This is a genomic window from Paraburkholderia sp., assembly GCF_035656215.1.
GTDB lineage: Bacteria > Pseudomonadota > Gammaproteobacteria > Burkholderiales > Burkholderiaceae > Paraburkholderia.
In genome coordinates, this window is record NZ_DASRSY010000086.1 from 1 (window position 1) to 14,145 (window position 14,145).

Annotated in this window: 12 protein-coding genes, 1 tRNA gene and 1 pseudogene; 9 read left to right on the plus strand and 5 right to left on the minus strand. The window is 61.3% G+C overall.

Annotated features, from left to right (window positions below):
* Nucleotides 1-124: 124 nt before the first annotated feature.
* The 4 genes from VFE81_RS04830 to VFE81_RS04845 all read right to left on the minus strand — a co-directional run bounded on the left by VFE81_RS04830 (nt 125) and on the right by VFE81_RS04845 (nt 2,966).
* Nucleotides 125-922: a UDP-2,3-diacylglucosamine diphosphatase gene (locus tag VFE81_RS04830; RefSeq protein ID WP_325043506.1), complete on the minus strand. Its 798-nt coding sequence runs from the start codon at nt 920-922 to the stop codon at nt 125-127.
* 47 nt (nt 923-969) lie between these two features.
* Nucleotides 970-1,464: a peptidylprolyl isomerase gene (locus VFE81_RS04835; protein ID WP_325043507.1), complete on the minus strand. Its 495-nt coding sequence runs from the start codon at nt 1,462-1,464 to the stop codon at nt 970-972.
* Between the two features lie 143 nt (nt 1,465-1,607).
* On the minus strand, nt 1,608-2,189 hold the full coding sequence (locus tag VFE81_RS04840) for a peptidylprolyl isomerase (RefSeq protein WP_325043508.1): 582 nt from the start codon (nt 2,187-2,189) through the stop codon (nt 1,608-1,610).
* A 48-nt stretch (nt 2,190-2,237) separates the two neighbouring features.
* Complete coding sequence (locus VFE81_RS04845) at nt 2,238-2,966, minus strand: tetratricopeptide repeat protein (RefSeq protein ID WP_325043509.1); 729 nt, start codon at nt 2,964-2,966, stop codon at nt 2,238-2,240.
* Between the two features lie 245 nt (nt 2,967-3,211).
* On the opposite strand from VFE81_RS04845, the gene cysS reads away from it, so the two are divergent.
* The 7 genes from cysS (at nt 3,212) to VFE81_RS04880 (ending at nt 11,453) form a co-directional block, all read left to right on the plus strand.
* Entirely contained in the window at nt 3,212-4,609 is a 1,398-nt protein-coding gene (gene cysS, locus VFE81_RS04850; RefSeq protein ID WP_325043510.1) for a cysteine--tRNA ligase, read from the plus strand.
* Between the two features lie 47 nt (nt 4,610-4,656).
* Entirely contained in the window at nt 4,657-5,730 is a 1,074-nt protein-coding gene (locus tag VFE81_RS04855) for a DNA-3-methyladenine glycosylase (protein WP_325043511.1), read from the plus strand.
* A 212-nt stretch (nt 5,731-5,942) separates the two neighbouring features.
* A complete protein-coding gene (locus tag VFE81_RS04860) occupies nt 5,943-6,914 on the plus strand; it encodes an acetyl-CoA carboxylase carboxyltransferase subunit alpha (protein WP_325043512.1) in 972 nt (323 codons plus the stop codon).
* A gap of 48 nt (nt 6,915-6,962) precedes the next feature.
* Nucleotides 6,963-8,465 (plus strand): tRNA lysidine(34) synthetase TilS, encoded by a 1,503-nt coding sequence (tilS, locus tag VFE81_RS04865; RefSeq protein ID WP_325043513.1) that lies wholly within the window; start codon nt 6,963-6,965, stop codon nt 8,463-8,465.
* 393 nt (nt 8,466-8,858) lie between these two features.
* Entirely contained in the window at nt 8,859-10,109 is a 1,251-nt protein-coding gene (locus tag VFE81_RS04870; protein ID WP_325043514.1) for an aspartate kinase, read from the plus strand.
* Between the two features lie 193 nt (nt 10,110-10,302).
* A tRNA-Ser gene (locus VFE81_RS04875) sits at nt 10,303-10,396 on the plus strand.
* A 709-nt stretch (nt 10,397-11,105) separates the two neighbouring features.
* Nucleotides 11,106-11,453 (plus strand): hypothetical protein, encoded by a 348-nt coding sequence (locus VFE81_RS04880; RefSeq protein ID WP_171925499.1) that lies wholly within the window; start codon nt 11,106-11,108, stop codon nt 11,451-11,453.
* A 61-nt stretch (nt 11,454-11,514) separates the two neighbouring features.
* On the opposite strand, the gene VFE81_RS04885 is transcribed toward VFE81_RS04880, so the two are convergent.
* On the minus strand, nt 11,515-11,691 hold the full coding sequence (locus VFE81_RS04885) for a hypothetical protein (protein WP_325043516.1): 177 nt from the start codon (nt 11,689-11,691) through the stop codon (nt 11,515-11,517).
* Between the two features lie 126 nt (nt 11,692-11,817).
* Between VFE81_RS04885 and VFE81_RS04890 the strand changes: the two genes are divergently transcribed.
* On the plus strand, nt 11,818-13,791 hold the full coding sequence (locus VFE81_RS04890) for an extracellular solute-binding protein (protein ID WP_325043515.1): 1,974 nt from the start codon (nt 11,818-11,820) through the stop codon (nt 13,789-13,791).
* A gap of 40 nt (nt 13,792-13,831) precedes the next feature.
* Nucleotides 13,832-14,145: pseudogene (locus VFE81_RS04895) on the plus strand (microcin ABC transporter permease); the annotation flags it as partial.

A 14,145-nucleotide genomic window follows, 5' to 3' on the forward strand; every position in this document is an offset into this window, starting at 1 on the left:
GCGGCGCTTCTCGACTTGCGGCGTCTGTCGGCCGCGATCGCAGGAAAGGTCGAAGGAGCGGTGGCCGAGCGCTAATGCTTCGCGGCGGAGGCGATGCGGAACGAGCGGCGTCAATGCGCGCTAGTCAATCCAGCGGCAACGCCCGAATCCCCTCCGCATCGATCCGCAGATAACCGCCACGGCGCTCGCCGTGATCGAGATCCCAATCGGGCAAAACCCAGCGCGTGCCGTCCGGCTCGCGATGTCGCGCCGGTCGATGCGTATGCCCGTGGATGAGCGTGGCCGTTTTCGACGACTTGAATAACATCGCGACGCCCTTCGGCGTCACGTCATACTTTGACGAAACCGGACGCGAGCGACCTTGCTCACTTTTCGAGCGCATGTTTTCCGCAAGCGCCTGACGCCAGCGAAACGGCCACGCGAGAAACAGCATCTGCACAAAACGGCTGCGCGCAAAGCGCCGGAAACATTGATAGCCGCGATCCGCGGTGCAGAGGCCGTCACCATGCGCGAGCACGATACGCGTACCGAATGCGGTGATCACGAACGGATCGGGCAGCCAGATCGCGCCGGCCACTTTCATGAAGCGTTTGCAGAGCAAAAAGTCGCGGTTGCCGTGCATGATATAGAGCGCGATGCCGCGTTCCGACAGCGTATGCAACAACGCCGCCATCCGCGCGGCGAACGGCTCGACTAGCATGTCGTCGCCGATCCAGTACTCGAACAGATCGCCGAGAATGAAAACCGAATCCGCCTGCTCAGCCGTGACGCGAATGAAGTGCTCGAACGCGGCGACCGTGCGCGGAATCTCCTCACTCAGATGAATATCGGAGAGGAAAAAAAACGGGCGTGCGGCGTGCGGGCGTTTGCCCTCGCCAGGCACGCCCGCGGCGACGCTTCGCAGCGGCGTTTCTTGCAGCATTGAAGGTGCCTGATTTCAGTTCAAACGGGTTGGCCCTTGTCGGACGCCTAGTCGACGATCACAGCTTTTTCGATCACGACGTCGTCAGCCGGCACGTCCTGATGGTGGCCCTTCGAGCCCGTCTTGACCTTCTTGATCTTTTCAACGATGTCCATGCCTTCGACCACCTTGCCGAACACGGCGTAGCCCCAGCCCTGCGGCGTCGGCGACGAGTGGTTCAGGAAGTCGTTGTCGTTCACGTTGATGAAGAATTGCGCGGTCGCCGAGTGCGGGTCGTTCGTGCGAGCCATCGCGATCGAGCCGTTGACGTTCTTCAGACCGTTGTTCGCTTCGTTAGCGATGGCTTCAGCCGTCGGCTTCTGCTTCATGCCGGGTTCGAAACCGCCGCCCTGGATCATGAAGCCGTCGATCACGCGGTGGAACACCGTGTTGTCGTAGTGACCGGCCTTCACGTAGTTGAGGAAATTCTCAACCGACTTCGGCGCCTTTTCAGCGTCCAGTTCGAGTTTGATGACGCCGTGGTTTGTATGCAGTTCAACCATGATGGAATCCTTTGATGAACGGGGTGGGTAAAAGGCGCGGCCGCTCGTCAGGTGACATGCCATGACGACGGGCCGCGCCGGGGGCGTAGATCTGGCGCTTGCGTATGCTTGCGCAGCCTGCTTTCGTGCTGCCTGTCGTTCTGTTACTTGCCGACAACTGTGGCCGACTCAATCACAACCGCCTTTTGGGGCACGTCGCTCATCGGGCCGCGTGTGGTAGTGGGCGAGCCTTCAATCTTCTTCACGACGTCCATACCGCTCGTGACCTTGCCGAACACCGCGTAGCCGTTGCCGTCCGGATTCGGATAGTCGAGGCCGGCGTTGTCCACCGTGTTGATGAAGAACTGCGCGGTGGCCGAATTCGGATCGCTGGTGCGCGCCATGGCGAGCGTGCCGGCGGCGTTCTTCAGACCGTTACGGCTTTCGAGCGGAATCGGCGCGCGCGTGGGCTTCTCAGCGAAGCTCTGCGTATAACCGCCGCCCTGAATCATGAACCCGCGAATCACGCGATGGAAAATCGTACCGCTGTACTGGCCGGACTTCACGTAGTCGAGAAAGTTGGCGACCGTCTTCGGTGCCTTCTCAGGATACAACTCGACGCGGATGTCGCCTTCCGTGGTCTTGAAGAGGACGGACGGATGCGCGGCCTGCGAACCGGACTGGGCAAAGGCGGGGGCGTTTGCGATCAGGGCGGCGCTGCCGAGCGCCAACATCAACCATTTCATGAAAATCCTCAGGGTTGGAAAAACGTGTTGCCGAAAACGGTGACGGTGTTAATTCGACGGCGCCATGTAGGGCGGCATGGCGAGCGAGCCATTTGCGCCGCCGAACTGGAAACTCGGTGTCTGCGTCATGTCTGAGGTAGCGCGCGTGGCACTGGCCTCGGCAGGCGCGGCGGCTTTTTTCGCCGGCGCGGTGCTCTTGGGCGGCGAGACGATCTTCTGGATGTCCGCGAGGCGCTGCGTAGTCGTGGCGCTTGCTTTGCCGAGGCTCTGCGCGCGACGGTACGCTTCGTTGGCCATGCGCAGATACAGATCGCCGAGATTCTCGTACGCGAGACCGTAGCCCGGATTCACCTTGGTCGCCGTTTCGAGCGCGGCGCGTGCCTCGGCATAACGGCCGTGTTTCGCGTAGAGCGCAGCCAGGTTGTTATACGGCTCGGGCAGTTCCGGATACAGCTGGGTGAGTTCGGTGAACGCGGTGATCGCCTCGTCGTCGCGATTCAGGTGGGCCAGCACCGTGCCGCGCTTGAACTTTGCTTGCGCGTCGTGCGGATTCGATGCGATACGCGCATCGAGCTGGGTGAGCGAGGCTTGCCAGTTTTTCTGCGCAATCGACGTGTCGATCTCCGGCGTGTTGTCACGCACGGCGGGGCCCTGCGGCATCGTGGCGGCTTTCTGCGCGTATGCGGCAGTACCCGGCAAGACCGTGAGGGCGACAGCGCAGAATGCCGTCGCGGCAAGGGTCGCAGCGCTGCGCGCGCGGCCGCTGGAAGGTTTCATAGGCTCGGGTCTGGATGTTATACTCCGACCCATTCTAACAAAAGGTCTGCGCGTTCCGTCGAACCGCAAACTGTCTTTTCGCCACTCGTGGTCGTCTCCGCCTTGATCGCAGTCTGATCGCCGCACCAGGTGCACCGATTTGCTGCTGTGCATGTTGCAGTACAGAACGCTTCCGCCGTCTTCTCGCGGGGCGCCTCATGCACGAAACACATTGTGGATTTCCTTCGGCCCACGCACCGTTCTCTATGGAATCACTGCGCATCTACAACACGCTCGCGCGTGACAAGCAAACTTTCGTGCCGCTGCAAGATGGCGTCGTGCGAATGTACGTCTGCGGGATGACCGTGTACGACTATTGTCACGTCGGTCATGCGCGGGTGATGGTCGTGTTCGACATCGTGCAGCGGTGGTTGCGCACGCTCGGTTACAACGTGACCTACGTGCGCAACATCACGGATATTGATGACAAGATCATCCGGCGCGCAGTCGAGAACGGCGAGACGATCAAATCGTTGACCGACCGCTTCATCAAGGCGTTGCATGAAGACGCAGACGCGCTCGGCATCGAGCGGCCCGATCTGGAACCGCGCGCCACCGATTTCATTCCGCAGATGCTCGGCATGATCGAGAAGCTCGAGGCGAACGGCTACGCGTATCAGGCGAGCGACGGCGACGTGAACTATGCGGTGCGCAAGTTCGCGGGCTACGGCAAGCTGTCGGGCAAGTCGCTTGAAGACCTGCGTGCCGGCGAACGCGTCGCCGCGAACGATGCGAAGCAGGATCCGCTCGACTTCGTGCTGTGGAAGCAGGCGAAGCCGGACGAACCGTCCGACACCGGCTGGGAGTCGAAGTTCGGGCGCGGCCGTCCTGGCTGGCATATTGAATGCTCGGCGATGGGCTGCACGTTGCTCGGCAATCACTTCGACATTCACGGCGGCGGCCAGGACCTGCAGTTTCCGCACCACGAGAACGAGATTGCGCAGAGCGAAGCCGCGACCGGACAAACCTTCGTCAATTACTGGATGCACAACGGCTACGTGCAGATCGACAATGAGAAGATGTCGAAGTCGTTGAACAATTTCTTTACGATCCGCGAAGTATTGGCGCTGTACGATGCCGAAGTGGTACGGTTTTTTATCGCGCGTGCGCATTACCGTTCGCCGTTGAATTACAGCGACGTGCATATCGACGACGCTCGCAATGCCCTCGCACGTTTGTACACCGCGCTGAAAGACGTCACGCCGGACGGCGCGGAGCTTGACTGGAACGAAGCGCATGCGCAGCGTTTCCACGCAGCAATGAATGACGACTTCAACACGCCGGTTGCAGTGTCGGTGTTGTTCGAGTTGGCAACTGAAGTGAACCGCACGCGCGACCCCGCGCTGGCCCGTCAACTGCGCTCGCTTGGCGCTGTGATTGGGTTGCTCGGCCGAGAGCCGCGTGCATACCTGCAACAGGCTGCGGGCGCAGCCGCTGAAGGCGCGCTCGACGCCACCGCGATCGAAGCAAAGATCGCCGCGCGCGTGGCCGCCAAGCAGGCGAAAGACTATGCGGCAGCAGACCGGATCCGGGCCGAATTGCTCGAGGCCGGCGTTGCACTTGAAGACAAACCCGGCGGGTTGACCGAGTGGCGGCGCGTGTGAGCGCACCTCGACCTTCCCTTTGATCGACTCGCCAGGCAGGAGGCAGGATGGCAACGGCCACGAAGACGCCGGCTAAACGAGCCACGTCTCAAACAAACGCGGCAGCCGCGGCAAAGTCGACACGAACGTCGGCTCGGGCGGGCAGCAGCGCGGTAAAGAAAGCATCGTCGAAAGCCGCTGGAGCGGCCGCGAAGACAGGCGCGCGCGCAGCGGCGGGCTCGGCTGCGACGTCAGTGAAAAAGGCCGCGGTCAAACGCGCGCTGAACGGTGCGTCGGCGCACGCGCCTGTTTCGACGCGCGCCAAAGCATCGCGTGCAAAAAGCAACGGCGCGCTGCCTGCCGAACTCGCCGGCGACGTGCAGGAACTCGCGCGCATGACGCACGAAGGGCACGAAGGCGAAGTTGTACGCAAGACGCGTGCGTCATCGAGTGCGGGTGGCGAAGCGGCGGGTGTTGCTGAACTTGCGGTGCCGGTGCAGATCGGCGGCCTCACGCCTGAAGTCACTCGTCCGGCATATTGGGACAAGGCGTGCGCGGACCTTGTCAAGCGCGACCGTATTCTGAAGAAGCTGATTCCGAAGTTCGGCCCCGTGCATCTGCTGAGTCGTGGCGATCCGTTCGTCACGCTCGCGCGTTCGGTGGTTGGGCAGCAGATTTCGGTGGCGTCCGCGCAAGCAGTCTGGGCGAAAGTCGAGGCAGCGTGCCCGAAGCTCGTGCCGCAACAGTTCATCAAGCTAGGTCAGGACAAGCTGACCGCGTGCGGGTTGTCGAAGCGCAAGGCCGAATACGTGCTCGATCTCGCAGAGCACTTCGTGTCGGGCGCATTGCACGTTGGCAAGTGGACTTCGATGGACGACGAGGCGGTGATCGCCGAACTTACGCAGATCCGCGGCATCGGCCGCTGGACCGCGGAAATGTTCCTGATCTTCAATCTGTCACGCCCGGATGTGCTGCCACTCGACGATCTCGGCCTGATCCGCGCGATCAGCGTCAATTACTTTAGCGGCGAACCGGTTACGCGCAGTGAAGCACGTGAGGTTGCGGCGAACTGGGAGCCGTGGCGCACCGTCGCCACCTGGTATATGTGGCGGAGTCTCGATCCGTTGCCGGTCGATTACTAAGTGCCCCCAAACCTGGCGCTTCGCACCAGGCGTTCGGAGAGGACTTCCTGCGGCGCGGAAAGTTTGTGGCGGCCCCGGCGGTTTCTTGAGAAGAACAAGAAGCATTGTTTAAAAAACTATCAATTTTTAAAAATTGATAGTTGCGAGATGGTTTTGACATCGGCGAGCGCGGTTAGAATACGCGCTGCCGGTAAGTCCAAGGATTACAACCAATGAAGACCACCTTTCTGGATTTCGAACAGCCGATCGCTGAACTCGAAGCGAAGATCGAAGAATTGCGCTTCGTGCAGGACGATTCGGCCGTCGATATTTCGGAAGAGATCGAGCGGCTGTCCAAGAAGAGTCAACAGCTCACCAAAGATATGTACGCGAACCTCACCCCATGGCAGGTTTCGCAAATCGCCCGACACCCCCAACGCCCGTACACGTTCGATTACGTGAGCGAGCTGTTTACCGATTTCCACGAGCTTCACGGCGACCGCAACTATGCGGACGACCTGTCGATCGTCGGCGGCCTCGCGCGTTTCAATGGCCAGGCTTGCATGGTGATCGGCCATCAGAAGGGCCGCGACACCAAGGAGCGCGCGCTGCGCAACTTCGGCATGCCGCGTCCGGAAGGCTATCGCAAGGCCGAACGCCTGATGCGTCTCGCCGAAAAGTTCGGTTTGCCGATTTTCACGTTCATCGATACGCCGGGTGCTTATCCGGGTATCGGCGCGGAAGAGCGCGGGCAGTCGGAAGCGATCGGCCGCAATCTGTACGTCATGGCTGAACTCAAGACGCCGCTGATCGCCACGATCATCGGCGAAGGTGGCTCGGGCGGTGCGCTCGCGATTGCCGTCGGCGACAGCGTGCTGATGCTGCAGTTCTCGACCTATTCGGTGATTTCGCCGGAAGGTTGCGCGTCGATCCTGTGGAAGAGCGCCGCGAAAGCGCCGGAAGCAGCAGAAGCGCTTGGTCTGACCGCGCATCGTCTCAAGGCGCTCGGCCTGATCGACAAGATCGTCAACGAGCCGCTGGGCGGCGCGCATCGCGATCCGAAGGGCATGGCCGCGATGTTGCGCCGTGCGCTCGCCGACTCGCTGCGCCAGTTCCAGGGCATGAGCATCAACGACCTGCGTCAGCGCCGTTTCGAACGGTTGATGGCGTACGGCAAGTTCAAGGAAACGACGCCGGGTGCTTAAGCCCGCGCGCGTTCTCTTTCTTCCTTCAGCGCTTGACGCGCTAGCGACGTGACTCCCACCGCCGATTCGCCCACCGACCGCCTCGTTCTCGAGGCGGTCGGCGTGGCGCTGTCCGCGTTGCCTGCAAATGCGCGCATTGCGATTGCGTTCAGTGGTGGCGTCGATTCGAGCGTGTTGCTCGATGCGGCAATGCGTACTGCGGGTGCGTCACGTTGTGTCGCGCTGCATGTGCACCATGGCCTGAGCGCTCACGCCGACGAGTGGCTCGCGCACTGCGAAGCGTTTGCACAGGAACGTGGGGTTGAATTCGCGGCGCAGCGCGTGGAAGTGGCGCGAGACGGGGGCATAGGTGTCGAGGCCGCGGCGCGCGATGCGCGTTACCGCGCGCTGGACGTAATGTGTGCAACACGCGCCGTTCACACGCTATGGCTCGCGCAACACGCTGACGACCAGGCGGAGACGGTGCTGTTGCAACTGCTGCGCGGCGCGGGCCTGGCGGGTCTTGCCGCGATGGCGCCCGAGTACTTGCCCGCGGGTGCCATTGCGGCGCGCGTGAGGCCGTTGCTGCACCTGCTGCGTGCACAACTCGAGCAGTACGCGAGCGCCCGCAATCTGCGCTGGATCGACGACGAATCGAACGCGGACACACGTTACGCGCGCAATGCATTGCGCCATGAGGTGACGCCGGCGCTGGCCGTCCACTTTCCTGGTTTTCGCGACGCACTCGCGCGCACGGCCGCGCATGCGGCATCGGCGCAACGTCTGCTCGACGATCTCGCGCGCATCGATCTGAGCGGCGCAGTGCGCGATGAAGGCCGTGCACTATCGCATGACGCGCTGCTTGCCCTCGACGACGATCGTGCGCTCAACCTGCTGCGCTACTGGATGCGCACGCTAGGCTTCGTCGCTGCATCGACCGCGCGTCTTACCGACGCGTTGCGCCAGTTGCGCGAAGTCAGCGCAGCAGGCGAGGGCCATAGCCTGCGTATCGATCATGCAGGGCAGGCGTTGCGCAGTTATCGCGGCCTCGTCTATTGGGAAGCCGGTGATAGCGGCGAACCCGCCGACGAAACCGCGCTCACCGAGCGGGCGGTCAGCGAACTCGCATGGCAAGGTGAAGCGATCTGGCGTTTGCCGCAATGGCGGGGCACCTTTGTGTTCGTCGCCGTCGATGCGAATCTGCGCGGGGAGGCAGGCGCCGATCCCGATGTCGGTCGCGCTGCCGCCGGCAATGCAGATGCCGTGCAGGCCGATCCCGATACGCTTCCCGTCAGCGTTCTACGCCGGGCTGTGTTGAGCACGCGATCGCGCAGCGGCGGCGAACGGATGCGCATCGGCGAAGCACAAAGCAGCCCGAGCCGTACGCTGAAAAACCTGTTCCAGGAGCGCGGCATTCCCGCATGGAAGCGCGACGTGCCGCTGCTTTACGCGGGTGGCGACCTGCTGTTCGTGCCCTTACTCGGCTTGAACCGCGCAGCGTTGCCCGAGCAGGCCAATGCAGCCGAACCGCGTGTCAGGATCATCTGGCGCGACGACCTGCTGATCGCCTGACCGACCGATCGGACTGGCAGCTTATCTGGCCAATGCATCCCGGAAATAGGGCGAAAAACCGCACCGGATAAGCCTTTTCAGCCCGTGAGGTGGACCATCAGACGGGCATTTCGGCTTGTTTTTTTGCGCTCGATCGGGTAATTTAGCTTGTTTGCCCGACCCGATTTCGCCGTCGCTTTTGTCAATTTTTCGTATTTACCGGTTTGCGAGCGTGATCCGTCGTTTCCGGTAAGCCACTAGCGATCATTCCCGGGCAAATCCGCGCGTGTTACACGCGCGCTGCATCTACGCCGCCACACACTTTGCCGTCGTTCACAAGACGTTGAGCTCCTGTGCTTTTGTGCGGTCGTCTCCAGCGCGCCAGCGCGGTTTATCCTTCAGTTCAGAACGACAATGGCACTCATCGTACATAAATACGGCGGCACCTCGATGGGCTCGGTCGAGCGCATCAAGAACGTCGCCAAGCGCGTCGCGAAATGGCACAAGGCCGGCCACAAGATGGTCGTCGTGCCGTCGGCAATGTCCGGCGAAACCAACCGCTTGCTCGGTCTCGCGAAAGAGATCACGAGTCAGCCGAGCCCGCGCGAACTCGACATGATCGCCGCCACTGGCGAGCAGGTCAGCTCGGGTCTGCTGGCTATCGCGCTGCAGGAAGCCGGCGTCGATGCAGTCAGCTACGCCGGCTGGCAAGTGCCGGTCAGAACGGATAGCGCGTTCACGAAAGCACGCATCAGCGAAATCGACGGCGAGCGCGTGCTGCGCGATCTCGACGCAGGCAAAGTCGTGGTGATTACAGGCTTCCAGGGTATCGACCCTGAGGGCAACATCACCACGCTGGGCCGCGGCGGCTCGGATACGTCCGCTGTTGCAGTCGCTGCCGCATTGAAAGCCGACGAGTGCCTGATTTACACGGACGTCGACGGCGTCTACACGACCGACCCGCGCGTGGTGGAAGAAGCACGCCGCCTCGATCGCGTGACGTTCGAAGAAATGCTGGAAATGGCAAGCCTGGGTTCCAAGGTGCTGCAGATCCGCTCGGTGGAATTCGCCGGCAAATATCAGGTGAAGACGCGCGTGCTGTCGAGCCTGACCGATCCGCTCATCCCGCTCGACACTGAAATGAAGTCGGGCACCCTGATTACTTTTGAAGAAGACGAGACCATGGAAAAAGCAGTCATCTCGGGCATCGCGTTCCAGCGCGACGAAGCTCGTATCGCCGTGATGGGTGTGCCCGACAAGCCGGGCATTGCATATCAGATTCTCGGCCCGGTGGCGGACGCGAATATTGACGTCGACATGATCATCCAGAACCAGAGCGTTGAAGGCAAAACGGCCTTCACGTTCACGGTCGGTCGCGGCGACTATCAGCGTGCCATGGACATTCTCACGGGCCAGGTGAAGGGTCACGTGCAGGCTGAGCAGGTGCTGGGTGATCCGAAGGTGTCGAAGGTGTCGGTGGTCGGCGTCGGCATGCGTTCGCATGTGGGTATCGCGAGCACGATGTTCCGCACGCTGTCGGAAGAGGGCATCAACATCCAGATGATCTCGACCTCCGAAATCAAGATTTCGGTGCTGATCGACGAGAAGTACATGGAGCTCGCCGTGCGCGCGCTGCATAAGGCGTTCGAACTGGATCAAGCGTAACTTGCTGGACGGGACGAGGCGTACAAGAGCGCCTCATCTCTTATGCGTTACCGTGCGCGCGGCCGATGTGAATAAATTGCGTCATCAATGACAAACCTGGCACAAAAAATGTGCGGTAGACATTGACCTTCGCGGTTCGGCCCGCTATTATCTTGGCTTCGTTGCGCTGACTCCCTGCGCAACCGAAAGTTTGGGAGACGTGGCCGAGAGGTCGAAGGCACTCCCCTGCTAAGGGAGCATCTGGGCCAAAACCTGGATCGAGGGTTCGAATCCCTCCGTCTCCGCCAGCAATGGTGGCAAACCCCGCAGAGTCCAGGCTCTGCGGGGTTTTGTTTTTTCGGCTCGCAATTTATACGGCGGCGAGTCGTGGCGGCGCCGGGCCGCAGCGTATTCCATACCATGCGTTCTTCAGCGGGAAGGCCGGCTCAACGCCGGTAGCGATCCGGTTGATTTCATACCTCAGTCTGTCAGTGTGTGATGCAGCTCCGCTGCGAGAGTCGAACGCATCGTCCCTGCTTCTTCAGAGAAGAGCTCCGATGGAGGGGCGCGCCGGCGCGCGGGAAGGCAATGACGATTGAGGTAGACGGAAAGGACGGGTCTCAGAGTCCAGTCAGGGCCGTCACCCTGTTACCTACCGCAAGAATGTTTCGATATCCTACGGATCTCGGTGCGCAGGCAATATCGCGGCCACAAGGCTGATCGTGGGGCCGGTGGCCGGATTACCTGGCACGTGCGAGAGTAGCGGCCAGAATCGCCATGCAGGCGCGTGTGGTCGGTGACAGATAGGTAAAACTATCGACAAATGGGCGACTAACGGCGAGGCGGCTCGAATACACCGCCACTACCTTTTCGCCAAACTTTTGACCAATGTAACGAGACGTAACCAGCGGGCAGCACTGCGATGTTATGCATCAGTTATTACAAAGTTGAAATACGCGGATGGCTACCTTGCGCTATATTTCCGCCAACAACACACATTCTTCAAAAGGGTGATCAATGAAGTCCGCACGTCTTGTTCCACTTCTGATCGGGGTTCTCGGGTTGGCTGCGTCGGGTGCTGCAATGGCCGGCGGCCTCAACATTGGTGTCAACATCGGCATTCCCGCGCCGGTCTACGTGGCCCCGGCGCCGGTTTATGCACCGCCTCCGCCGCCTCCGCCGCCTGTCGTCTATCAACCGGCTCCCGTGTACTACGGTGGTCCGGCGATCGTGATCGGCTGGCACGGCGACCGCTACTGGGACGGCCGCCGCTACTGGGCGCGTGACGACTGGTATCGCCGTCATCCCCCGGGCCGCTACGACTACGGCCGTGACCACTACGATAATCGTCGCGGCTGGCACTAAGCCAGGTAGCCGCGGTTGATCCAGTCGCGAAATGAAAAAACCGCCCGGGCAGGGCGGTTTTTTATTGCGCTCGCGAAACCTGCAGGCCTGGCGACGCGTCCGGCGTCAGCATGAATTGCGCGGCCTTCGCGAGCACCGGAAAGCTGTATGCGGAAATATCGTGCGCGATGCCGTACGCAATCGAACGGTTCGACAGCAGGCCGGTCAGGAGGATACGTTTTCCGGCGAGGAAGCCCATGAATTCTCCCGATGAGGTCTGCGCACCACGCACGTGAACATCGTGCAGATGAGATGCGCGGATTGCGCGAGTTTATTGGGTAGAATTCTCTCACGTTGCAATTGCCCACTGACCAACAAGGCCCCTATGACAACTGGCTCGCGATGGGCTAAAACGCCTCGTGCACTTCGATGCAGCGTGATTCACAGGCTATCGCGTGTCGGTCTACCGGTTGTGTCGCGGGTTATACCTTACCCCTGGCGGTCGGTGTGCGCCATCGCGCTGTGCGGCCTGTCCGCCGTGGCCGGTTTGCTCGCAGCGCCCGAGGCCCACGCGGTCTATGCGATCGCGCAATACGGCGAGCCGAAATATCCGGCCGGTTTCAAGCACTTCGACTACGTCAACCCGGATGCGCCCAAAGGCGGCACGCTAGTGATGGCGAATCCGAGCCGGCTCACCAGCTTCGATAAATTCAATCCGTTCACGTTGCGCGGCAATACCGCGCCGGGCGTGGATCGGATATTCGAAAGCCTGACCATCGGCAGCAGCGACGAAGTAGCCTCGGCCTATGGCCTGCTCGCCGACGACATCAATATTGCACCGGACGGCCTGTCGACCACCTTCCACATCAATCCGCGCGCACGCTTTTCAAATGGCGATCCAGTCACTGCGGACGACGTCAAATTTTCGCTCGATACGTTGAAAAGCCCGCAGGCCGCGCCGCAATTCGCGTCGATCTTCGGTGAGATCACGCGCGCGGTAGTCGTTGACCCGCACACGATCCGTTTTGAGTTTCGCCGGCGCAATCGCGAGTTGCCGTTGCTGGCGGGCGGTATGCCGGTGTTCTCGCACATGTGTGGGATGAGGCCGGACGGCAGCCGGATCGCTTTCGACCAATTGGCGTTCGAAAAGCCAATTGCCAGCGGGCCCTATCTGATCGATCGGTACGACAATGGCCGCACGATTACGTATCGGCGTGATCCGAACTACTGGGGTGCGACGTTGCCTGTGCGGGTCGGCATGAACAACTTCGATCGGATCGTCTATAAGCTGTATTCGGATAACACGGCGCGGCTCGAAGCGTTCAAGGCGGGCGAGTACGACGTGCTGGTCGAATATGTCGCTCGCAATTGGGTGCGGCGCGACGTCGGCAAGAAGTTCGATAGCGGCGAGCTGATCAAACGCGAATTTCCGCAACATAACGGCACCGGCATGCAAGGCTTCGTGCTCAACACGCGGCGGCCGTTGTTCCAGGACGTGCGTGTGCGCAAGGCGCTCGATCTCGCGCTCGACTTTCAGTGGCTGAACCGGCAACTGTTCTTTAATCAGTACATGCGCATCGACAGCTTCTTCGCCAATACGGATTTGCAGGCGAAGGGTATGCCAACGCCTGGCGAGTTAGCGTTGCTCGACCCGTGGCGCGCCAAGCTCGATCCAGCCGTGTTTGGTCCGCCGCCGAAGCAGCCGGATACCGATCCGCCAGGCTCGCTGCGCGCCAATCTGCTGCAGGCGCGCGCGTTGTTGCAGCAGGCAGGGTGGACCTATCGCGATGGCGCATTGCGTAACGCCAAAGGCGAGCCATTCCAGTTCGAGATTCTCGACGATTCCGGCTCGTCCGCCCAGTTCGAGCCGATCGTCGCGACCCTGATCCGCAACCTGCAGAAGCTAGGCATCACCGCAACGTTTCGCGTATCCGACTTCGCGGTCTATCAGAAGCGTCTCGACGCGTTCGATTTCGACACGACCACGATCCGCATGCCGGACGTACAGGTGCCAGGTTCGGAGCAGATCGACCGATACGGCAGCAAGGCCGCCGACACCCCTGGCTCGGACAACGTGATCGGCCTGAAGTCGCCGGCTGTCGATGCGATCCTCAACGCGCTCGTGCATGCGCAAACGCGGGAGCAATTGATCGACGCAACGCACGCGCTCGACCGCGTGCTGATGCATGGCTACTATGTGATTCCGCAGTGGTACAGCGCTTCGCATCGGGTGGCGTTCAAGCGCGGTTTCGCGTGGCCCAGGACCTTGCCTCTGTACTATGGCGCGGAGGGCTGGATCACGTCGATATGGTGGTATGCACAGCCGCAACAGCCGCAGCCGCAAGCCGAGGCGCACTAAAGCGTCATTCATTCACCGCCTTCGCACCGGAAACGACGCCATGTGGAGCTACATCCTCAAACGCCTGCTGTTGATGATCCCGACCTTGCTCGGCGTGCTGACGCTGACCTTCGTCGTGATCCAGTTCGTCCCCGGTGGCCCGGTCGAACAGATGCAGCACGAGTTGCGCAAAGGCGCGGAGAACGGCGCGCCGTTCGGTCTGCGCGCGCATACCGGCGTCGACGCGCAGCAGATCGCGCAACTGAAAGCACTATATGGTTTCGACAAACCGCCGCTCGAACGCTACGTCCTGATGCTAAAACGCTTCTCGACGTTCGACCTTGGTCAGAGCTATTTCCGCCACCAAAGCGTGTG